Below are 20427 nucleotides of genomic sequence, written 5' to 3' on the forward strand. Positions count from 1 at the left end.
GCGCCCTCACCGGGGTCCCTTGACGTGACGGAAGCCGTGCACGTCGAGGGCTGGGTCGGGATCCGCATCGTGGCGGCCCGCCTCGTCCCCGGCGGGTCGGGAGGTCAGGCCGTCGACGAGCATCCGCACCGACTCGGTCAGCAGCGGCTCGGTCGGATCCGGCGGGGGACGCCCGATGCGGAACTCGCGTCCCTCGAAACGGGCCTCGAGGTTGTCGAAGGTGGACGTGAAGAAGCGCCGGTACGCCTCTTCGAGGAGCGGACCGTGCAGCTCGGGCAGTGACGTCAGGTCTGCCGCGTCGAGGACGGGCGGCAGGGTGAAGAGCTGGCGACCGCGGATGGTCACCCGGGTGCCGGAGCCGCCACCCGGCCCCGCCACCCGCTCGAAGGTGAGCATGCCGTCGTCGTGGACCGCTGACCCGTTGGGGCTGTGGACGGTCCGCCAGAGCAGCCGGTGCCGGTCCGGTCCCCGCTCGACGAGCTCGATCTTGCAGACGTCGATGGGCTCCCCGCCCCAGGCGGCGACGTAGTTGGGCTGCGCGAGGTAGAGGTTGCGCTCGGCCTGCCGCTCTCGCGCCGGGTCCTCCCCCACGGCGACCCGCCGACCACCGACGTAGTCGGCCATGAGGCTGATGCCCTCCGCCACGTCGACCCGCTCGATCCAGGCGTCGAAGTCCGCCGCCACCACCCTGGTCACCTCGAACACCGTCGCGCCGTCGACGACGCACCAGCGCAGGTCCTCCTCGTCGGCGGGCTGCGGGAGGGCGTCGATGACCGCGTCGACCGCAGTCAGGAGTTGCGGCAGGTCGTCGTAGTCGGTGACGGGGTGGGCACCCGGGTCGAAGCCGAGCGGGACGACCCGGCGGTCGACCCGACCCTTGTCCATCGTGGCCGCCCAGGCCTGGCCGCCCTCCGTGAGCGCGCCGGCGACACCGAGCAGGCCCACGAGGGCCGCCTGCCCGACCGCGTCGGTCGCCCCCCGCACCGCCTCGGTGACGACCGGCCGCACGGCGGCCAGGACCGTGTCGGCCGGGGCGGACCCCGCGTCCGGGCCGCCGGTCGCGGCGCTCAGGACCCGCGCGAGGCGAGGGTCCCGGACCGCACGACGAGCCGCCCGGGTGGCGAGCGGGTGCGCCCGATCGACAGTGGCGAACGGCTGGAGGTCACCCTCGACCCGCCCCTGCGGGGGCCCGAGCGCGTCGATGGACCGCTCCACGAGACGGGACGTCGAGCGGTCGACGCCGAGCAGGGCCGCGAGGCTGGCATCGGCCAGCAGCGGGTCCGTGGTCACGACGACGGTGCCCGTCTGCCGTGCATCGAGGATGCGGTTGCCGTCCGCACCGCCGCTCGTCACCGTCGCGTCGACGACGGCCAGGTGCGGCGCGAGGTGCCTGAGCACGTCGACGGCGACGTCGGCCGGTTCGCAGCCGGCCACCTCGGGGACGACGCGCAGGAGCGTGTCGAGGCACCCGGCATACGCGTCGACGAGGTCCGTGACCGCGCGCCCGATGACGACGCGCGTGTCCGCATCCGACCACGTGCGTGCCACGACCTGCTCGGCCAGGGCGCCCGACGGGGGGACGGGCGCGGCGACGAGGTCGTCGGCGAGGTCGACGACGGCATACGCCCGGCCACGGTCCGTGTGCCCCGTCAGGCCGGCGGCGTGCGCGAGGGCACCGACCGATCGATGTCCCCGATCGCGCTCCCGGCTCGCCAGCATGGAGCCGACGGTGACCTCGCAGCCCGCGTCCGCGAGCGCGTCGACGACCGCGTGCACGACGACGGCGGACGCCGGCGTCGGCGGCGAGAGGCGGACGAGGACGACCGCCTTGCCGTATGCCGTGGGCACGAGTCGGCGCACCGCCTCGGCGAGCGCGGGGGAACCTCCCCGCACCACGATGCCGGCCGGGGGCCCGCCCGGGTTGGCGACGCCAGAGGGCCGCATACCTCCATGAAACCAGTGCGGACGACCGCCGGGGCCGGATCGTCAGGCGGTGGGGGTGATCCGCACGACGACGCGGTTGCTGTTGCCGCGTCGCACGACCCACTCGATGGCCATGAAGATGTGGAACTCGATGCCGTACTTGCGCGCGAGCCGGCGGTTGACCGCCTCGGACGCGGCGGAGTCGGTGATGATCTCGGCGCGGCCCTCGACGACCGGGGCGCCGGCGTCCACGTTGCCGCGACGGTCGCACGGCTGGACCGTGACGCGCGGGTCCTGGCGCAGCCGCTTGAGCTTGCCGGCGCCCTCGGGGGTGCTGACGATGGCGGCCCCGGCGTCGGGAAGCACCCACACGGGGGTCGCGACCGGCTCGCCGTTGCGGCGGTAGGTCGTCAGCAGCACGAAGCGTTCGCCGCCGAGATTGTGCAGTGTTGGTGCCTGGGTCATGGCGCAGACGTACCCACTGGGCGCGCAACGCCTGCTTCGTCTCACCCCGTGACTACGATCGGGCGGGTGAGCGCCAAGCCCGCCGTCGTCGCAGCGCCCAGTCCGTCGAGCCCTGACGGGGTGCGGGAGGTGCGCGTCTCGAGTCCCGACCGGGTGCTGTGGCCCGCGGCCGGGATGGCCGACGGCAAGCCGGTCACGAAGCTCGACGTCGCGCACTACCTCGTCGCCGTGGCCGACCCGATGCTGCGGGCGCTCGGTGACCGGCCGGTGACGCTGCAGCGTTTCCCCGAGGGCATCGAGGGCGAGGAGTTCTTCTCCAAGAACCCACCCAAGGGCGTGCCCGAGTGGACGCGCACCGTCATGTGTACCTATCCGTCCGGGCGCAAGCACCCGCAGCTCGTCATCGACGAGATCGCCGATGCCGTGTGGGCGGCCCAGATGAACACCATCACCTTCCACCCGTGGCCGGTGCGGACGGCCGACGTGGACCGGCCCGACGAGCTGCGCATCGACCTCGACCCGCAGCCGGGCCGGGGGTTTCGGGACGCCGTCGAGGCTGCTGTGGTCCTGCGCGAGGTGATGGCCGAGATCGGGCTCACCGCGTGGGCCAAGACGTCCGGCAACCGCGGCGTGCACGTCTATGCCCGGGTCGCGCCGACGCACGAGTTCCTCGACGTGCGCCACGGCGTCATCGGCATCGCGCGCGAGCTCGAGCGCCGCCTCCCCGACCTCGTCACGACGTCGTGGTGGAAGGAGGAGCGCGGCGAGAAGGTCTTCGTCGACTTCAACCAGGCGTGTCGCGACCGGACCATCGCGTCGGCTTACTCACCCCGTCCGCTGCCGGGTGCGCCCGTCTCGACGCCCGTGACCTGGGACGAGCTCGGGTCGGTCGACCCCAGGGAGCTCACGGTCCGCACGGTGCCCGAGCTCGTCGCCTCACGCGGGGACGCGTGGGCCGGCATCGACGACGAAATCGGCGACGTTGCTGTGGCCATCGCCCTGTGGGACAAGGACGTCAGCGAGCGCGGCCTCGGGGAGCTGAACTTCCCGCCGGACTACCCGAAGATGCCGGGTGAGCCGCCGCGGGTGCAGCCGAGCAAGCGGCGCACCGACAAGGCCGACGGGGAGTACATGGCCCCCAAGGCCGAGCGTGACGCCGACCTCCGCACGACGTGGGGTATGCCGGTCGTGCCGCCCGTGTCGCCGATGCTCGCCAAGCCGGTCAAGGACTTCTCGGCCGTCAAGGTCGACGTGCTCTACGAGCCGAAGTGGGACGGCTTCCGGTCGATCATCTACCGGTCGGGCGACCTCGTCGAGATCGGGTCCCGCAACGAGAAGCCGATGACGCGCTACTTCCCCGACGTCGTCGAGGCCGTGCTCGCGAACTTCCCCGAGAAGTGCGTCGTCGACGGCGAGATCGTCCTCGTGTCACCGTCATCCGGCGACCGCCTCGACTTCGACCTGCTCCAGCAGCGCATCCACCCGGCCGCCTCACGCGTCAAGAAGCTCGCCGCCGAGACGCCCGCCTCGTTCGTCGCCTTCGACCTGCTGGCTCTCGGCGAGGAGTCCTACCTGGACAAGCCGTTCGCCGAGCGACGAGCGGCCCTGGAGAAGGCGCTGGCCAAGGCCGAGACGCCGATCCACCTCACCGCCGCGACCGCCGACCGCGACGTCGCCAAGGGCTGGTTCACCCAGTTCGAGGGCGCCGGCCTCGACGGCGTCATCGCCAAGCCCGTCGACGTCGCCTACGAGCCCGACAAGCGCTTGATGTTCAAGATCAAGCACGAGCGCACCGCCGACTGCGTCGTCGCGGGCTACCGGGTGCACAAGAGCGGACCCGACGCGATCGGCTCGCTGCTGCTCGGTCTCTACGGGGACGACGGGCAGCTCGCGTCGGTCGGCGTCATCGGCGCCTTCCCGATGGCGCGACGCAAGGAGCTCTTCGAGGAGCTCCAGCCGCTCGTCGCGGAGTGGGACGAGCACCCCTGGAACTGGGGGGCGCCCGCGGAGGAGCCCAGCGGCGTACGCACTCCGCGATCGTCGGAGTACTCCCGCTGGAACAACCAGAAGGACCTCTCGTTCGTGCCGCTGCGGCCCGAGCGGGTCGTCGAGGTGCGCTACGACCACATGGAGGGCACGCGCTTCCGGCACACGGCGCAGTTCGTCCGCTGGCGCGAGGACCGGACGCCCGATTCGTGCACCTTCGACCAGCTCGAGGAGCCGGTCAGCTACGACCTCGCCGACGTCCTGTCCGCCGAGTCCGGCTGACGGTCAGTGACGGGGCTGGCGTTGCTGCCGCGGGCGGCGGTCGTGGTGCCGGTCGGCCGCCTCGCGCAGCTGCGACACGACCTTCGACTCGGCGTCGTTGAGCGCGGCCTGGGTGTCGGTCAGGTTCGAGACGCCGACGACGGTCGGCAGGCCGCTGACGCAGACCTCGACCGAGGTGTGCATGCCCGGCCGGCCGCGGTCCTTGACCCGCAGCCCGATCTGGACCATTGACGGATCGAAGCGCTCCAGCTGCGTGAAGAGCTGCGTCAGCGCGTGCTCGATGAAGGGGAGGTCATCCTCGTGGTACCCGTCCTCGAGTCGGACCTGATCCATGAAGAGGCTGGACGTGCCCATGGCGAGCTCCTTTGCCGCTCGGACGTCGTTGTCGACGCCCACGGCGAGTCTATCCAGCGCCCTTGTGAATACATCCGTTTCGTCCGAATGAGGCTGGTACCACCCGCATGAACTCGGTCACACGACACGAGTTCCTCGAGGCCGCATCAGAGCAGGTCGGTGAGCTCGGTCCTCGCGGCCTCGCGGACCGCGTTGAGAGCGTCCACGGCGGTGCGGGCACCACGGGCAGCCGCGGCGATCGCCTGGCAGTCGGCGACCGAGTGCAGCGAGAGCGCCAGGCGCACGACCGGGACCTTGCTCGGCGCCATCGACAGTGACGAGACGCCGAGCCCGACGAGGACGAGCGCGAGCAGCGGGTCACCGGCCGACTCGCCGCAGACGCCGATGGGCCGGTCCGCGCGGGCCGCACCCTCGCAGGCGAGGCCGACGACGTCGAGCACGCCGGGCTGCCACGGGTCGAGCAGGTCGGACAGGGCGCCCTGCATGCGGTCGGCCGCCATCGTGTACTGCGCCAGGTCGTTGGTGCCGAGCGAGCCGAAGTCGACCTCGCCGAGCACGTCGTGGGCCCGCAGCGCGGCCCCCGGCACCTCGATCATGACGCCGGCCTTGGGCAGCCCGTTCTCGCGGACGCGCCGCGCGAACCACGCCGCCTCCTCCGCCGTGGCGACCATCGGCGCCATGACCCGGACGTCGGCGCCCGTCTCGCGGGCCGCGATGGCGAGCGCCTCGAGCTGGGCGTCGAGCAGGTCGGGTCGCTCGGCCGAGAGGCGCAGGCCGCGACGCCCGAGCGCCGGGTTCTCCTCCGGCCCGAGGTCGGCGAACTTCAGCGGCTTGTCGGCGCCGGCGTCGAGGGTGCGCACGACGACGCGGCGCCCCTCGAACGGCGCGAAGACGCCGCGGTAGATCTCGGTCTGCTCCTCGACGGTCGGCGCCTTGGTCGCGGAGAGGTAGACGAACTCGGTGCGGAAGAGCCCGACCCCCTCGAGGTCCTGGGCTCCGGCAGCGACGGCGTCCTCGACGCCGCCGACGTTGGCGAGCAGCGCGATCTCGACACCGTCGGAGGTGCGTCCGGGACCCGAGAGATGGGCCAGCGCCTCCGCCCGACGGGCGGCTCGCTCCCGCTGGGCGGTGACGTGCGCCATGTCGGGGTCGATCGTCACCTCGCCGGTGTCCCCGTCGAGCGCGACGGGGGTGCCGGGCGGGATCTCGGTGGCGTCCGCGAGCTGCACGACGGCGGGGATCCCCATCTGCGCGGCGAGGATCGCGGTGTGGCTCGTGCGGCCGCCGGCCTCGGTGATGATGCCGACGACGAGCCGCCGGTCGAGCGTCGCTGTCTCGGCGGGCGCGAGGTCCTCCGCGACGATGACGCTCGGCTCGGAGAAGGAGGGCACGCCGGGGGCCGGGACCCCGAGCACCGCGGCGACCGCACGCGACCCGACGTCACGCAGGTCGGCCACCCGCTCGGCGAAGTAGCCGCCGAGCGCCTCGAACTGGGCGGCATACGTCTCCACGGCGTTGTCGATGGAGTGTGCCCGCCCGTGGCCGGCCGCGAGCTCCTTGGCCGCGGCCTTGACGAGGCCCTTGTCGCGCGCGATGAGGGCGGTCGCCTTGAGGATCTGCTGGGCCGTGTCGTCGACCCGCGTCGCCCGCTCCTCGAGCGAGACGGCGACCGACTCGAAGGCCGCCCGCACGTCGGCGAGCGCCGCCTCCTCGTCGTCGACCGCGCCCTCGCCGGCCGGCGGCCGGACCGGTGGCGCGACCTGCACCACCGGTCCGTATGCCGTCCCCGGGCTGACCCCGATGCCGTGCCGCGTCTGTGGCTGGGTCTCCGACTCGGCCATGGTCGTTACTCCGCGTCGAGGTCGCGCGAGAGGAGCGCGACCAGCGAGTCGAGCGTCTCGTCGGCGCCGTCGCCGTCGGCCGTCAGGACGACCTCCTCGCCGTACTTGGCGCCGAGGGCCATGACGCCGAGGATGCTCGTCGCGTCGACCGGGTCCTCACCGGGCTTGGCGATCTCGACGTCGAGGCCGGACTCGGTCGCGGCCTCGACGAAGAGGGCGGCCGGGCGGGCGTGCAGGCCCACCGACGAGGCGATGGTGACGGTGCGGGTTGCCATGGACGTGCTCCTTCGTTGGATAACGGGTGGTCGTGCTGTCGAGAAGGATCAGACGGCGATCGAGGTCACGCCCTGATCAGACGGTAGCGCTCGCGTCGACCTCTGCGAGGTGTGTGTCTCGGGACTTGAGGGCGACGACGATGACCGTCATCACGAGGACGCCGATGACCAGGGCGAGCAGGAAGAGGAGGAAGTTGCCGATGAGGGGCAGCACCCAGATCCCTCCGTGCGGGGCGCGGAGCGTCGCCCCGAACATCATCACGAGGCCACCGGTGACGGCCGAGCCGATCACCGAGGAGCTGATCGTGCGCACCGGGTCGGCAGCTGCGAAGGGGATCGCGCCCTCGGAGATGAACGAGGCGCCGAGCAGCCAGGCCGCCTTGCCGTTCTCCCGCTCGGGCTCGGAGAAGAGCTGCGGGCGGATCGTCGTGGCGAGTGCCATCGCGAGCGGCGCCACCATCCCGGCGGCCATGACCGCGGCCATGATCTTCAGCTGCGGTGAGTCGGTTGCCGTGCCCGCCGTGGCCAGCCCCGCCGTGGCGAAGAAGTAGGCCGCCTTGTTGACCGGGCCACCGAGGTCGAAACCCATCATCGCGCCGAGCAGGACGCCGAGCAGGATGGCGCTCGAACCGCTCATGTTGTTCAGGCCGGCGGTCAGGGCGTCGCTCAGGGCCTTGATCGGCTTGCCGAGAACGGCGATGAACAGTCCTGCGGTGATGAGGGTCGACAGGAGCGGGATGACGACGACGGGCATGACGCCGCGCACCCCCTTGGCGACCTTCCACTGCGAGATCCACCGTGCCACGAAGCCGCCGAGGAAGCCGGTGGCGAGGCCGCCGAGGAAGCCGGCGCCCATCGTGAAGGCGATCGAGCCGCCGACGATGCCCGGGACGAGACCCGGTCGGTCGGCGATCGCGAAGGCGATGAAGCCGGAGAGGATCGGGACGAGGAACCCGAAGGAGGCCCCGCCGATGACGAAGAGCAGCCCAGCCCACGAGGTCAGGCTGAGGGCGCTGAAGTTCTGGGCGATGTTGTACTGGTCGGGCGACGTCAGGTTGTACTTGACGATCTCGATCGGGCCCTCGGCGCCGAGCGCGACCTGGGCGAGCATGAAGGACAGGGCGATGAGGATGCCGCCGGCCGCGACGAACGGGATCATGTAGGACACACCGGTCATCAGCCACTGCCGGATCTTCGTGCCCGTGCTCGCGCCGCTCTCGACCTTCGACGTGAGGCCACCGGCTCCCCCGCCTGCGGAGGCCGCCGCGGCGGACGCCGCGGCCTTGCTGGGGTCGGCGTCCCACTCGGCGACGAGCTGCTCGGCCTGGCTGACGAGCGCGGGGCCGTCGGAGATGCCCTTCTTGACGCCGACGTCGACGAGCGGCTTGCCGGCGAAGCGGCCCGCGTCCTTGACCGGCAGGTCGTGGGCGAAGATCACCGCGTCGGCGGCGGCGATGACGTCGGCGCCGAGCGGCGTGGACCCGGCCGACCCCTGGGTCTCCACCCTGATCGTGTGGCCCGCGGCCTGCGCGGCGTTCTCCAGGCCCTCGGCCGCCATGTAGGTGTGGGCGATGCCGGTGGGGCATGACGTGACACCGACGAGGTTGAGCACGCGCTTGGCTGCCGGTGCAGCGGCAGCGCCGGTGCGGTCGGCAGTCGCTGCGGCGGCCGGCTGGTCGAGCGCGACCTCGTTGCTGACGATCCGGACGACCTCGGCCTCGGTCGTCGCGGCGGCGAGCGCGGCCTTGAAGTCCTTCTTCATGAGCGCGCGGGCGAGCTTGGGCAGCATCTGCATGTGGGCGTCACCGCCACCCTCGGGCGCCGCGATGAGGAAGATCAGGGTGGCCGGACCGTCCTTGGCACCCCAGTCGATCCCGTCGGCGGAGCGGCCGAAGACGAGCGACGGCTCGGTGATGGCGGTGCTCCGGGCGTGCGGGATGCCGATGCCGCCGGGCAGCCCGGTCGCCATGGTCTCCTCGCGCTTGCGCACGTCGCCCAGGAACGTGTCGATGTCGGTGCACCGGCCCGAGGCGACGAGGCGCTCGCCGAGCCTCCGGGTCGCCTCGTGGCGATCGGCACCGGCGAGGTCGAGGACGACCTGCTCTTCGGTGATCAGGGACATGGGATTTTCCTTTCCGGAGGGACGATCAGTGGTTCGGCGTCTGTGGGCGCGTCACGAGAGGACGCGGTCGAAGTCGGGCTCGCGGGTCAGCTCAGCGCGTATGCCGTCGAGGTCGTCGGGTGCGGGCACGCGGCTTCCGGGGAGGGTGACCGCCGCGGCCCCCCACGTCACCCCCGTCAGGAGGGCGTCCGCCGGGCCGCGACCGGTGGACAGGCCGTGGAGCAGGCCGGCGAGCATGCAGTCGCCGGCGCCCACGGTGGACAAGGGCGTGGTGATCGTCGCCCTGGCGTGCGCGCACTCGTCGGCGGACACGAGCAGGGCCCCGTCGCCGCCGAGGCTGACGGCGACGAGGTCGATGCCGCCGGCGACGAGCTCCCGGGCGGCGTCGCGCACGTGGGCCAGGGTCGGCAGGTCGTGGTCGACGAGCTCGGCGAGCTCCTCGTGGTTGGGCTTGATGAGGTGCGGTCTTGCCGCCACCGCCGCCGCGAACGGCGCGCCGGACGAGTCGATGGCGATGCGTCCGCCGCGCTCGCGCACCCGGGCGACGAGGGCGGCATACAGGTCGGTCGGTGCCCCCGGGGGCAGGCTGCCGCAGCCGACGACCCAGTCGGCGCGCTCGGCCCCGTCGGCACGCTCGAGGGTCGTGGCGAGCAGCGCCTCGACCTCGGCGGACGACAGGTCGGGACCGGGCTCGTTGAGCTTCGTCGTGGTGCCGTCTGGCTCGAGGACGCTGATGTTCATCCGGACCGAGCCGCGCACCGGCACGGACGCGTAGGCGACCCCGGCGGCGTCGAGCAGGTCCTCGAGCAGGTGGCCCTCGGGTCCGCCGCTCGGCAGCACCGCCACCGTCGCGTCGCCCTGGGCTGCCAGGGCGCGAGCGACGTTGACGCCCTTGCCGCCCGGGTCGATGCGGCTGCTGCTCGCCCGGTGGACCTCGCCGCGACGGAGCGCGTCGATGAGGACGGCGCGGTCGATGCTCGGGTTGGGCGTGAGCGTGACGATCATGCGGTCACCACTTCCGGTCCGGCCGCACGGATCTCGGCGGCGACGTCGTCGTCGAGGTCGGTGTCGGTGATGACGACGTCGACCTCGCCGAGCTGGGCGAATCGGTGCAGGTGGTCGTCCCCGGCCTTGCTCGAGTCGGTGAGGACCACGCACTTGCGGGCGGCGCCGACCATGGCGCGCTTGACGAGGGACTCGGACTGGTCGGGCGTCGTCAGGCCGCGAGCGACCGAGAGGCCGTTGGTGCCGATGATCGCCACGTCGACGACGACGTCCGAGAGGGGGCCGGTGGCCCAGTCGCCGACGGCGGCCCCGGTCGTGCCGCGGACGCGGCCGCCGAGGAGGTAGAGCGTGATGCCGGGGTGCGTCGACAGGACGGTCGCGGCGGCGAGGCTGTTGGTCAGGACCGTGAGGTCGAGGTCGGGCGGGAGCATCTCGGCGACCGCGAGGGTGGTCGAGCCGGCGTCGAGGATGATGCTGCCGCCACTGGGCAGCTCGTCGAGGGCGCGGGCCGCGATACGGCGCTTGACGTCGGTGAGGCGGCCGGAGCGGGTGGCGAGCGTCGGCTCCACCTCGAGGCGCTCGACGGGGATGGCGCCCCCGTGCACCCTGCGCAGGGAGCCTCGGCGCTCGAGGGCGGTGAGGTCGCGACGGACCGTCTCGGCGGCGACGCCGAGGGAGTCGGCGAGCGCGGTGACCTCGACGCGGCCGGCACGGCGTGCCTCGGCGATGATGCGCTGCTGTCGCTCCGCTGCGTACATCGGACTCCCTCGTCCTGGTGGTCTGCGTCGTGCCCCTCCGGGCCGTGACACAAGGAAACCACCGGCTCGGTGTGAAGTAAATAGATTCGGGCACCCGTTTTTGTGGGTTTGAAGTTGAACCACCCCGGATCCGGCAAAGCGGACGCCAGTGGAACGGAGCGGATCCGAGCGGCGGCGAGGCACCCGGCATACAGTTCGGCCATGCAGAGCAGCACGTTCACGCTGGCCACGGCCGACGGCACCGACGTCTTCGTCAACCGCTGGCTCCCCGACGGAGACGCCCGGGCCGTCGTGCAGATCGTGCACGGGATGGCCGAGCACTCGAGTCGCTACGCGCGCTTCGCGCAGCGCCTCACAGACCATGGGTATGCCGTGTACGGCTCCGACCACCGGGGGCACGGTCGCACGTCCGGGCCGCGCGCCAGCTTCGCCGCCAGCAACGGGTGGCAGACCGTGCTCGACGACCTGCACGCCGTGACCGAGCGGGCGCGCGAGGAGCACCCGAGCCTCCCGGTCTTTCTCCTCGGCCACAGCATGGGCTCGTTCCTCGCCCGGGCGTATGCCGCCCAGCACGGGTCCGAGCTCGCCGGCATCGTCCTCACCGGCACCGCCGGCGGCGCCGGCGCCCTCGGCAAGGTCGGTGTCCTCGTCGCCTCCACGCAGGCGCGCCTCCGCGGGCACACCCACACGAGCGGGCTGATGAACACCCTGACCTTCGGTCAGTACAACTCCGCCTTCAAGCCGACGCGCACCGAGTTCGACTGGCTCTCGCGGGATCCCGCCGAGGTCGACAAGTACGTCAACGACCCCGACTGCGGGTTCGTCTTCAGCGCCGGGGCCTTCGCCGACGTCCTCAAGGGTCTGGCCGAGGTCAACACCGACCAGCTCGCCTCGCGCGTGCCCAAGGACCTGCCGGTGCACCTCGCGTCGGGCGACAAGGACCCGGTCGGCGCCAACGGCAAGGGCGTGCGGCAGGTCGCCGACCAGTTGCGGCGGGCCGGCGTCAAGGACGTCACGATGACCCTGTGGCCCGAGGCTCGTCACGAGATCCTCAACGAGACGAACCGCGACGAGGTCGAGATCGAGATCGTCAACTGGCTCGACGCCCACCTCGTCGCTGCCGCGGCCTGACGGATCCCCACGTCACTGCTGCGCCCAGTGCAGCACTGACGTAGGGGATCCCGGCGAACAGCCTCCGGTCGCTACGTCACTGCTTCGTCCAGTGCAGCACCGACGTAGGCGATCCAGGCGAACACCCTCCGGTCGCTACGTCACTGCTGCGTCCAGTGCAGCAGTGACGTAGCGTCGGGACATGAGCACTTGGCTGCGGGCCTCGTCATGAGCCGTCCCGTGCGCATCATCATCGGCGTCATCGTGCTGCTCGTCGGCGCACTGTGGACGTTGCAGGGACTGGGCTACGTCGGCGGGAGCGCCATGTCGGGCGTCACTCTGTGGGCGGTCATCGGCCCGATCGTCGCCGTCGCGGGCCTTGGGCTGGCGCTCTCCCGACCGCGGCGCCAGCCCTGAGGGCTCCGGTTGATCTGCCTTGACCTGGTCGGTCAGCCGGTGAACTGACGGGGCGGCTGCTCGATGTGCTGGCCCGGCTGGACCGGCTCGACGGGTTCGACGCGGTCGGTGGGCACCGGCGGTGGAGGCGGCGGCGGCCCTGGCGGGACTTCCGCGCCACCCTCGTCGAGCTGGAACGGCGGGTAGACGTCGGTCATCAGGGTGACGTACGCGATGACGCGGTAGACCCAGCGGTTGAGGCCGATGACGAGGTCGAAGAGCGCCCGTGGGTAGTAGCCGACGAACAGGAGCGAGAGCCCGGCGATGAGCACGAGAAGGCCGATGAGGCCTCCACCGAGCACGTCGAGGTGCGAGTCGCCGGTCCTCGTCCGGTCCCAGGCCCACGTTCCGCCGCCGACGAGCAGCCCGACGATGATGTACTGCGGGATCGCGAGCAGCCACCACTTGACGAGGACGAGGCCGCGCGAGAGCCGCGCCGGGTAGGCGATGTCGAGGCGCGCCGGGTAGTCCGGCTCGGGCCCGAGGCTGAACGGCGGGTAGCGGTCGGTGCCGAGGCCCCCGCTGCTGCAGTAGTAGGACACGCGCCACGACCACTGCAGGACTCCGAGGTTGAAGTCGAAGAGTCCACGCGGGTAGCGGCCGGTGAAGAGGATCGCGAAGAACGCGATGACGCAGACCACCGAGAAGGCGAGCCACAGGAACCCCAGCACGAAGAAGTGCGGGATCGCGAGGAACCACTTGACCAGCCACTTCCACCGCGAGAGCGGTTCGTCGAGGCGTGCGTCGAGGGCGACCGGGCTCACGGCCCGGGCGTGCGGGACCGTCTCGGCAGACGCCGTCGCAGCCATCGGCGCGGCGGTTGCAGCAGCGGTCGGAGCGCCGACCGAAGCAGCGGCCGTCGGCGACAGCGCTGACGGGGGCGCCGACGGGCGGTTGCCGCTCGCGCCGATGATGATGAGCGCGACCGCACCACCGGTGATCACGAGCCCGAGGCCCACCATGAGCAGGGCCAGCGGCAGGAGGAATCCGGCCCGGATGCCGATCGTCGACGAGACCGCCACGCCACTGCTGCCGTCGGCGTTCATGATGACGGCAGACCACTGACCGCCGGTGACACGCCAGGTCAGCTGCTGCTGGCCGGCGCCGGTGGCCGAGGCGGTCCAGAACGTCTGTCGCGTCGGGGCGGCTGCCCTGTCGGCGCCTGGCGTCGACCGCAGCACGGCCGTGCGCTGACCGTCGGCGCGGGGATCGGTGATGCCGATGACCTGGTCGTGGGCGACGCCGCCGAGGTAGGCCGACAGGCTGCCCGCGGGCGCGATGCCGAGGAAGACGTTCTTGCCGGAGGCCAGCGGTCGGGCGGTCACGCGGACGTCGACCTGGAGGCGGTCGAACACCCACGACGGCACGTCGGGCCGGGTGGCGACGACGGCGTCCTCGGCGGTGATGGCCGGCGAGGAGCTCGACAGGACGGGCACCGTCAGGGACAGGTAACCGGCGCTGTCCCGGGCGACGGCATAGGTGATGCCGAGGGCCGCGCCGCCGAGGAGCAGTCCGAGGCCCGGGAGGATGAGCAGGCAGCCGATGATGAGAGCGACGAGGTGGCGGCCGCCCGGGTGGTTTCCCCCGGCAGAGCCGCCAGGGTAGGTGGCCGGGTTGGGGCCCGGGCCGGTGGCTGGGTTGGTCATGGGTGAGGTCATTGCGGTTCACATCCTGGGGAAGTTGCCACGAACGAGCCGGACGAAGGCTTCGAGGATGCCGATGCCGCTGCCCACGAAGCCGATGACGAGCAGAACCCGGGCGACGACCTCCCACGCGGTGCCGATGACATCGAGGGGGAAGACCTGCCAGACCTGGATGATCGCGGCGAGCCCGAAGCCGATGGAGACGATGTCGCCGAGGGCCCGCACACGAGGCAGGTCCAGGACGATGTTGACGAGATCAGCAACCGCGCGCGCAACGATCGAGGCGTTGACGGCGCCGATGACGAGGACGGTGCGGCCGGTGAGGAACGGCACGGCCTCCCAGCCGGGCCACACGTTGACGAGCACGAGCATGGTGAGGCTGACGAGCAGGGAGCCGGCGTAGCCCCCACGCCGCCCGGGCGCCCTTGCAGCATCGCGAGGTTCGCGAAGATGACCTGAGCGGTGGTCGCGTGAGTCGGAGGGACGGGGCTGGGCCGGGGCACTCATGGCGCGCTCCCGGCGAGGGTGGCGCCCGCGGAGGGGGCGCGATGGCCGCCGAGGGCGTCCAGCGGCAGGGCGGTGCGTACCGCAGCCGCGAGGCCGCCCGGGACGAGCTCGCGCAGGTCGTACCGGGCTCGAACGAGGGGCGCCGGCACCGTCAGCACCCGGGTGAGGTCGATGGGCGTGCCGGTCACGACGGCCTCGCACTCGCCCGCCTCGACGGCCGCGCGGATCGTGGCCTCGAGGTCGTGCACCTGGTCCGAGCCGTAGCCCATGGCGGGCAGGACACCCCGCGCGTTCGGGTACTTCGCGTAGGTCGCGACGATCGACCCCACGGCATACGGCGTCGGGTCGATGATCCGTGCCGCACCGGCCGCGCGGGCGCCGACGACTCCGGCACCGTAGGTCATCGACCCGTGCGTCAGGGTCGGGCCGTCCTCGACGACGATGACGCGGCGTCCGGCTACGACGCTCGGGTCGTCCACGGTGACAGGGCTGTCGGCGCGCAGCACGGTCGCGCCCGGGTTGAGCTCCCGGACCGAGGCCTCGACGGCCTCGACGTCGGCCGTTCGCGCCGAGTCGCACTTGGCGATGACGACGACGTCAGCCATCCGGACGTTGGCCTCGCCGGGGTGGTATGCCGCCTCGTCGCCCGGGCGCAGCGGGTCGGCGAGCACGACGTGCAGGTCGGGGACGTAGAACGGCAGGTCGTTGTTGCCGCCGTCCCAGAGGATGACGTCGGCCTCCTGCTCGGCCTCCCGGAGGATCCGCTCGTAGTCGACACCGGCGTAGACGACGACACCCGCGTCGAGGTGCGGCTCGTACTCCTCGCGCTCCTCGATCGTGCACTCGTACCGGTCGAGGTCGGCATATGTCGCGAAACGCTGGCACGCCTGGGCGGCGAGGTCGCCGTAGGGCATCGGATGGCGGATCGCGACGACGCGCAGGCCGAGGTCGGTGAGCATCCTGGCCAGGTAGCGGGTGGTCTGGCTCTTGCCGACACCGGTGCGCACGGCGGTCACGGCGATCACCGGGCGCGAGCTGCGCAACATGGTGCGCCGCGCGCTGTGGAGCCGGAAGTCGGCGCCCGCCGCGATGCAGCGCGAGGCGACGTGCATGACCTGTTCGTGGCGCACGTCCGAGTAGGCGAAGACGACGACGTCGATGTGGTCGCGCTCGAGCAGCTCGCTCAGCTCTGTCTCCGCAAGGATCGGAATGCCCTGTGGATACAGCGATCCCGCGAGCTCGGGCGGATACCGACGGCCCTCGATGTCGGGGATCTGCGTCGCGGTGAAGGCGACGACCTCGTAGGTCGGGTCGTCACGGAAGACGACGTTGAAGTCGTGGAAGTCGCGTCCTGCTGCACCGAGGATGACGGTGCGAATTCGACGGAGCGGGGCGGTGCTGGTGGTGTTCATGGTGTTGCTCATGGCCATCTCCGCGGCTGGGCCACCGACGTGACCGACACACCCCACTGAGTAGTCCTGGCTGCGGGACCCGCCTCTTCGAGTCTCCCACCGGGGAGTCGGCCCGTCAGCGATCCGAGAGCGGTATCACCCCCCATTCCGGCACCCAGCGCCGGGCCCAGTGCCACGATCGAAGGGTGAGTGACACGGCCGCACGACCCGGGGCCCGTGAGCGGACCGTCCCGACCCCGGGCACCCCGACGCACGAACACGTCTCCCTCGCCGAGGAGTGGGTGGCGAGCAACTACCACCCGCTGCCCGTCGTGCTCTCGCACGCCGAGGGGGCGTGGGTCACCGACGTCGAGGGGCGGCGCTACCTCGACATGCTGGCCGGCTACTCCGCCCTCAACTTCGGTCACCTGCACCCGGTGCTCGTCGAGGCAGCCAGAGACCAGCTCGAGCGGCTGACGCTGACGAGCCGCGCCTTCCACAGCGACCGGCTCGGCCCCTTCTGCCGCGACCTCGCGAGGCTCGCGGACAAGGACCTCGTGCTGCCGATGAACACCGGCGCCGAGGCCGTCGAGACGGCGATCAAGACGGTCCGGCGCTGGGGCTACGAGGTCAAGGGCGTCCCCGACGGTCAGGCTCGGATCGTCGTCATGGCCGGCAACTTCCACGGCCGCACGACGACGATCATCAGCTTCTCGGACGACCCGGTCGCGCACGACCACTACGGCCCCTACACGCCGGGCTTCGACACGGTGCCGTTCGGCGACATCGAGGCGCTCGATGCGGTCATCACCGACGACACCGTCGCCGTGCTGCTCGAACCGATCCAGGGCGAGGGCGGGGTCATCCTCCCGCCCGACGGCTGGCTGCGCGACGTGCGTGAGCTGACCCGGCGCCGCAACGTGCTCATGGTCGCCGACGAGATCCAGTCCGGTCTGGGGCGCACCGGCACGACCTTCGCGTGCGACGTGGAGGGGGTCGTGCCCGACGTCTACGTGCTCGGCAAGGCGCTCGGAGGCGGCATCGTCCCGGTCTCGGCCGTCGTCGCGAACCGTGACGTGCTCGGCGTCTTCACGCCCGGCAGCCACGGTTCGACGTTCGGGGGAAACCCGCTCGCCGCGGCGGTGGGCCAGGCGGTGGTCGGGCTCCTCGCGACGGGTGAGTTCCAGCAGCGTGCGCGGCGGCTCGGGGCGCTGCTCGAGAGCGGGCTGCGCGAGCTGGTCGGTCACGGCGTCGTGGCCGTGCGCTGCCGCGGACTCTGGGCCGGCGTCGACTTCGACCCCCAGCTACTGACCGGACGCGAGGCGTCACACCGGCTGCTCGAGCGCGGCGTCCTCGTCAAGGACACCCACGGCTCGACGGTGCGGATCGCTCCCCCGCTCGTCATCGGCGAGATGGAGATCCAGCTCTTCCTCGACGCCTTCGCCGCCATCCTGCGCTGAAAGGGCCGGGGCGGACCTGGAACGAATGGCTCGGGACCTTCAAGGAGGGGTCATGGCGAAGAAGAAGTGGTCGGACCTGACGAGCGGCCAGCAGGCAGCGATCGTCGTGGCAGGGTGCGTGCAGGTTTCGTTGGCGGCAGCCGCGTGGGCCGATCTGGCGCGCCGCCCGGCGGAGGAGGTCGTGGGCAGCAAGGCGAAGTGGGCGGCGGTCATCGCGATCAACTTCGTCGGGCCGCTCGCCTACTTCGCGCGTGGGCGCCGGGTCACGGCTCCGGTGCCGCTGTCCTGATCCCGACTGTCCTGATCCCGACAGTCCCGACGCCGGCGGTCCCGCGACGCTCGGCGCGGTCGCGGATGCCGCGCAGCATCTTCTGGCTCATCAGGGAGCTCGCGACCGCGACGGGCTCGACGAACAGCGGCGACCACCGGTGGAGATAGGCGAAGCGTTCGCGGGTGATGAGCCGGGTCGCGCGGTGCGGGTGGCGCCGCAGGACGAAGGACCACGTGAAGTCGTAGGGGGCTGCAGCCGGGTCGCCCGGCATGGCGGGCGCCGCGTGCAGGACGAACGACCGACCGGGGTCGACCGCGGCCACCGTGAGGGCCACCTGGGGGTGGAGGCGGACAAGGTCACCGACCGCCAGGTGCTGCCAGTCGTCGACGACGGTGTCGGCGCTGTGCAACCGGCAGCCCGCGAGGTTCTCGAGCCGGTCGTAGCTGTAGAAGCCGCCACGATCGGCCCCCATCTGCACGACCCAGCGCCAGACCTCCTCGGGCGGGGCCTCGATGGTGATGGCGCGCGTCGCGACGAGCCCGGGGTCGCGCAGGATCTCGTCACCGGGCAGGCGCTCGCGGGTCTCCTCGGTGGTGGCGCCCCAGTGCAGGGCAGACCAGCGCAGCGTGATCACGGCCAGGGCCGCGGCACCGACGACGACCGGTGCGACGACCGGTGCGAGGACTCGCCTCATGCTCACCACGGTAGACCGGGCATCCTTGGCGGGCGACGCGATTCAGCCCGGATCGGCCCGGATCGGCCTGGAAAGGATGGAGCCCGGCTCGCGCCTGCGAGTCCGGGCCACCAGTGACGGTTCACGTACCACAACGGGCCAACCGCCGAAGTCCTGTCCTGACTACGACTGTCCTCCGGTCCGGGTCCGCGCCGGGGACGACACGCCGGTGCACATCCTCATGGCACGCCCGGCAGGTCCCACATGGTTCCGTCGGCCGTGTCGATGAGCGCGGCCCGGTCGCACCGCAGCGTGAACGGCAGGCGGTCGGAGACGGCCTCGACGACGGACGGCAACCGCGCGCCGGCCACCCCCGTCGTCGCCGACACGTGCGGCATCCAGTGGCCCGGCTCGTAGTGCCGGTGGATCGTCGCGCCCGTCGCCCGCAGCGCCTCGACCGCGCGGGCCTGGCGGGTGGCCAGGGCGGCTGTGGTCGAGCCGGCGAGCGCCGCCCGCCCGCGCGGGAAGACGACGGTGCCCTGCACGGCCACCTCGACCGGACCGGCGTCGCAGAGCCCGTCGACCGCGGAACGCACCGCCCCCTGCTCCCAGGCCAGCAGGACGGCATACGACAGGTGCGGCACGTGCTGGCCGTGGGTGTGTGTGAGCAGCGTGGGGATCCCCTCCGTCTCGAGCCGCCGCCAGAGCGTGCGGACGAGGCGGTCGGACACGGGGTCGAGCAGGAGACAGAGCGCGAGCGCCATGGCTCATTGTGGACGCCCACGCGCCGCCTACGCTGGGCCGGTGAGTCCCGTGCCGAACGATCTCGACGTCGTCAACGCCCACCGCTACGTGTCGCTGACGACGTTCCGCCGCAACGGGACGCCCGTGTCGACGCCGGTGTGGATCGCCCGTGACGGCGGCGAGCTCGTCGCCGTCACCGTCGACCCGAGCGGCAAGCTCAAGCGCCTCGCGCACACCTCCCGGGTCGAGCTGCAGCCGTGCGACTTCCGCGGGCGCGTGCCCGAGGTGGCGATGACGTATGCCGGCACGGCCGTCGTCGATCGCAGCCCGCAGGGCGTGGCCGCGGTCAAACGCGCCATCGGGCGCAAGTACGTCATGGCGCGGCTGGGCGACGCGGTCGCGGCGGTCACGGACCGGGTGCGGGCGCGGACCCCGCGGGCCGGCATCCGGATCACGCTCGGCTGAGCTCGCGCGACTCCGATTCGGAGGGTTCTCCAAGGCTGGGCAGGCCTCCGTCTTACCTTCCGTTCACCCTGCGTTCACCTTGCCCCCGGAGGCTCGACGGTTCTGCCTGAACGATTCCCTCATCGAGGAGTACCCATGACATCCGCCTCCACCCGTGTCGAGCACACCCCCGCCACGTCGGCGACCCGAGCGCCCGGCCGCCGCCTGTTCAGCATCGTCACCGGCCTGGCGGCCCTGCTCGTCCTGCTCCAGGGCCTCTGGGCCGGGATCTTCCTCGAGCACGACGGCGAGCGTGACGCCGCCAGCTCGTGGATCGAGGTCCACGCCCGGGGCGGCGAGATCACCCTCGCTCTCGCTGTCGTGGCGCTCGTCATCGCCTGGGTGAAGCTGCGAGACCGTCGGGATCTGCTCCTCGGCAGCACGGCGCTCGTCCTGCTGCTCGTGCTCGAGTCCTACATCGGCGGCCTCATCGCCGACGACAGCAAGGACTCGCTCACCGCGATCCACGTGCCGCTCGCCATGGCCACGATGGCGGTCGCCGTCTGGCTGCCGCTCCGGGCCCGGCACGCCGGCCCGGAGGCTTCGGGTCCCGGCACCACCTCGCGGACGACCGAGACCGACTGACCTGGTCCCACCCTGTCCAACATTGGACCAACGTTGGACAGGGTGGTTTCGTGGGCGCACTGACCTGCGGTT

General features: G+C 71.9%; 20 protein-coding genes. 7 read left to right on the forward strand and 13 right to left on the reverse strand.

The window, feature by feature from the left end; translation table 11 throughout:
• Positions 1 to 6 precede the first annotated feature (6 nt).
• Complete coding sequence (locus AB4030_RS02765; RefSeq protein WP_442277645.1) at positions 7 to 1944, reverse strand: hypothetical protein; 1938 nt, start codon at positions 1942 to 1944, stop codon at positions 7 to 9.
• Positions 1945 to 1986: 42 nt separating this feature from the next.
• Positions 1987 to 2388 (reverse strand): PPOX class F420-dependent oxidoreductase, encoded by a 402-nt coding sequence (locus tag AB4030_RS02770; RefSeq protein ID WP_442277646.1) that lies wholly within the window; start codon positions 2386 to 2388, stop codon positions 1987 to 1989.
• A gap of 66 nt (positions 2389 to 2454) precedes the next feature.
• On the opposite strand from AB4030_RS02770, the gene AB4030_RS02775 reads away from it, so the two are divergent.
• Positions 2455 to 4656 (forward strand): ATP-dependent DNA ligase, encoded by a 2202-nt coding sequence (locus AB4030_RS02775; protein ID WP_442277647.1) that lies wholly within the window; start codon positions 2455 to 2457, stop codon positions 4654 to 4656.
• A gap of 3 nt (positions 4657 to 4659) precedes the next feature.
• On the opposite strand, the gene AB4030_RS02780 is transcribed toward AB4030_RS02775, so the two are convergent.
• From AB4030_RS02780 to AB4030_RS02805, 6 genes are all read right to left on the reverse strand, one after another.
• On the reverse strand, positions 4660 to 5010 hold the full coding sequence (locus tag AB4030_RS02780; protein WP_442277648.1) for a hypothetical protein: 351 nt from the start codon (positions 5008 to 5010) through the stop codon (positions 4660 to 4662).
• 146 nt (positions 5011 to 5156) lie between these two features.
• A complete protein-coding gene (ptsP, locus tag AB4030_RS02785; protein WP_442277649.1) occupies positions 5157 to 6851 on the reverse strand; it encodes a phosphoenolpyruvate--protein phosphotransferase in 1695 nt (564 codons plus the stop codon).
• Positions 6852 to 6856: 5 nt separating this feature from the next.
• Entirely contained in the window at positions 6857 to 7126 is a 270-nt protein-coding gene (locus AB4030_RS02790) for an HPr family phosphocarrier protein (protein WP_442277650.1), read from the reverse strand.
• 76 nt (positions 7127 to 7202) lie between these two features.
• A complete protein-coding gene (locus AB4030_RS02795; RefSeq protein WP_442277651.1) occupies positions 7203 to 9248 on the reverse strand; it encodes a PTS fructose transporter subunit IIABC in 2046 nt (681 codons plus the stop codon).
• A gap of 51 nt (positions 9249 to 9299) precedes the next feature.
• Positions 9300 to 10253, reverse strand: coding sequence for a 1-phosphofructokinase (gene pfkB, locus AB4030_RS02800; protein WP_442277652.1), 954 nt, complete (start codon positions 10251 to 10253; stop codon positions 9300 to 9302).
• Positions 10250 to 11011 carry a DeoR/GlpR family DNA-binding transcription regulator gene (locus tag AB4030_RS02805; protein WP_442277653.1) on the reverse strand — a complete coding sequence of 254 codons (762 nt, stop codon included), beginning with the start codon at positions 11009 to 11011 and terminating at the stop codon, positions 10250 to 10252. Before AB4030_RS02805 ends, pfkB begins: the two co-directional genes overlap by 4 nt.
• Before the next feature lie 201 nt (positions 11012 to 11212).
• Here AB4030_RS02805 and AB4030_RS02810 point away from each other — a divergent pair, with 201 nt between their 5' ends.
• Together AB4030_RS02810 and AB4030_RS02815 are read left to right on the forward strand one after the other, a co-directional pair.
• Entirely contained in the window at positions 11213 to 12142 is a 930-nt protein-coding gene (locus AB4030_RS02810; protein ID WP_442277654.1) for an alpha/beta hydrolase, read from the forward strand.
• Positions 12143 to 12331: 189 nt separating this feature from the next.
• Positions 12332 to 12538, forward strand: a complete 207-nt coding sequence (locus AB4030_RS02815; protein WP_442277655.1) for a hypothetical protein — start codon at positions 12332 to 12334, stop codon at positions 12536 to 12538.
• Positions 12539 to 12570: 32 nt separating this feature from the next.
• On the opposite strand, the gene AB4030_RS02820 is transcribed toward AB4030_RS02815, so the two are convergent.
• The 3 genes from AB4030_RS02820 to AB4030_RS02830 are packed head-to-tail and all read right to left on the reverse strand — an operon-like array spanning position 12571 to position 16151.
• Complete coding sequence (locus AB4030_RS02820) at positions 12571 to 14223, reverse strand: DUF4389 domain-containing protein (protein ID WP_442277656.1); 1653 nt, start codon at positions 14221 to 14223, stop codon at positions 12571 to 12573.
• An 18-nt stretch (positions 14224 to 14241) separates the two neighbouring features.
• The gene (locus AB4030_RS02825; protein WP_442277657.1) at positions 14242 to 14727 is read right to left on the reverse strand and encodes a hypothetical protein; all 486 of its coding nucleotides are present in this window, start codon (positions 14725 to 14727) and stop codon (positions 14242 to 14244) included.
• Positions 14724 to 16151: a cyclic 2,3-diphosphoglycerate synthase gene (locus AB4030_RS02830; protein WP_442277658.1), complete on the reverse strand. Its 1428-nt coding sequence runs from the start codon at positions 16149 to 16151 to the stop codon at positions 14724 to 14726. The genes AB4030_RS02825 and AB4030_RS02830 overlap by 4 nt, the downstream gene beginning before the upstream one ends.
• A gap of 173 nt (positions 16152 to 16324) precedes the next feature.
• On the opposite strand from AB4030_RS02830, the gene rocD reads away from it, so the two are divergent.
• Together rocD and AB4030_RS02840 are read left to right on the forward strand one after the other, a co-directional pair.
• The gene (gene rocD, locus AB4030_RS02835) at positions 16325 to 17578 is read left to right on the forward strand and encodes an ornithine--oxo-acid transaminase (protein ID WP_442277659.1); all 1254 of its coding nucleotides are present in this window, start codon (positions 16325 to 16327) and stop codon (positions 17576 to 17578) included.
• A gap of 52 nt (positions 17579 to 17630) precedes the next feature.
• Positions 17631 to 17867 carry a PLDc N-terminal domain-containing protein gene (locus tag AB4030_RS02840; RefSeq protein WP_442277660.1) on the forward strand — a complete coding sequence of 79 codons (237 nt, stop codon included), beginning with the start codon at positions 17631 to 17633 and terminating at the stop codon, positions 17865 to 17867.
• Here AB4030_RS02840 and AB4030_RS02845 read toward each other — a convergent pair.
• Positions 17842 to 18543 carry an SRPBCC family protein gene (locus tag AB4030_RS02845; protein WP_442277661.1) on the reverse strand — a complete coding sequence of 234 codons (702 nt, stop codon included), beginning with the start codon at positions 18541 to 18543 and terminating at the stop codon, positions 17842 to 17844. The genes AB4030_RS02840 and AB4030_RS02845 overlap by 26 nt on opposite strands.
• Before the next feature lie 218 nt (positions 18544 to 18761).
• On the reverse strand, positions 18762 to 19286 hold the full coding sequence (locus tag AB4030_RS02850; protein WP_442277662.1) for a 2'-5' RNA ligase family protein: 525 nt from the start codon (positions 19284 to 19286) through the stop codon (positions 18762 to 18764).
• 40 nt (positions 19287 to 19326) lie between these two features.
• On the opposite strand from AB4030_RS02850, the gene AB4030_RS02855 reads away from it, so the two are divergent.
• Both AB4030_RS02855 and AB4030_RS02860 read left to right on the forward strand, forming a co-directional pair.
• Positions 19327 to 19731 (forward strand): PPOX class F420-dependent oxidoreductase, encoded by a 405-nt coding sequence (locus tag AB4030_RS02855; RefSeq protein ID WP_442277663.1) that lies wholly within the window; start codon positions 19327 to 19329, stop codon positions 19729 to 19731.
• A gap of 135 nt (positions 19732 to 19866) precedes the next feature.
• Positions 19867 to 20355 (forward strand): hypothetical protein, encoded by a 489-nt coding sequence (locus tag AB4030_RS02860; RefSeq protein ID WP_442277664.1) that lies wholly within the window; start codon positions 19867 to 19869, stop codon positions 20353 to 20355.
• Positions 20356 to 20427 lie beyond the last annotated feature (72 nt).

It is taken from the genome of Terrabacter sp. 2YAF2 (assembly GCF_052114705.1).
Taxonomy (GTDB): Bacteria; Actinomycetota; Actinomycetes; order Actinomycetales; family Dermatophilaceae; genus Terrabacter.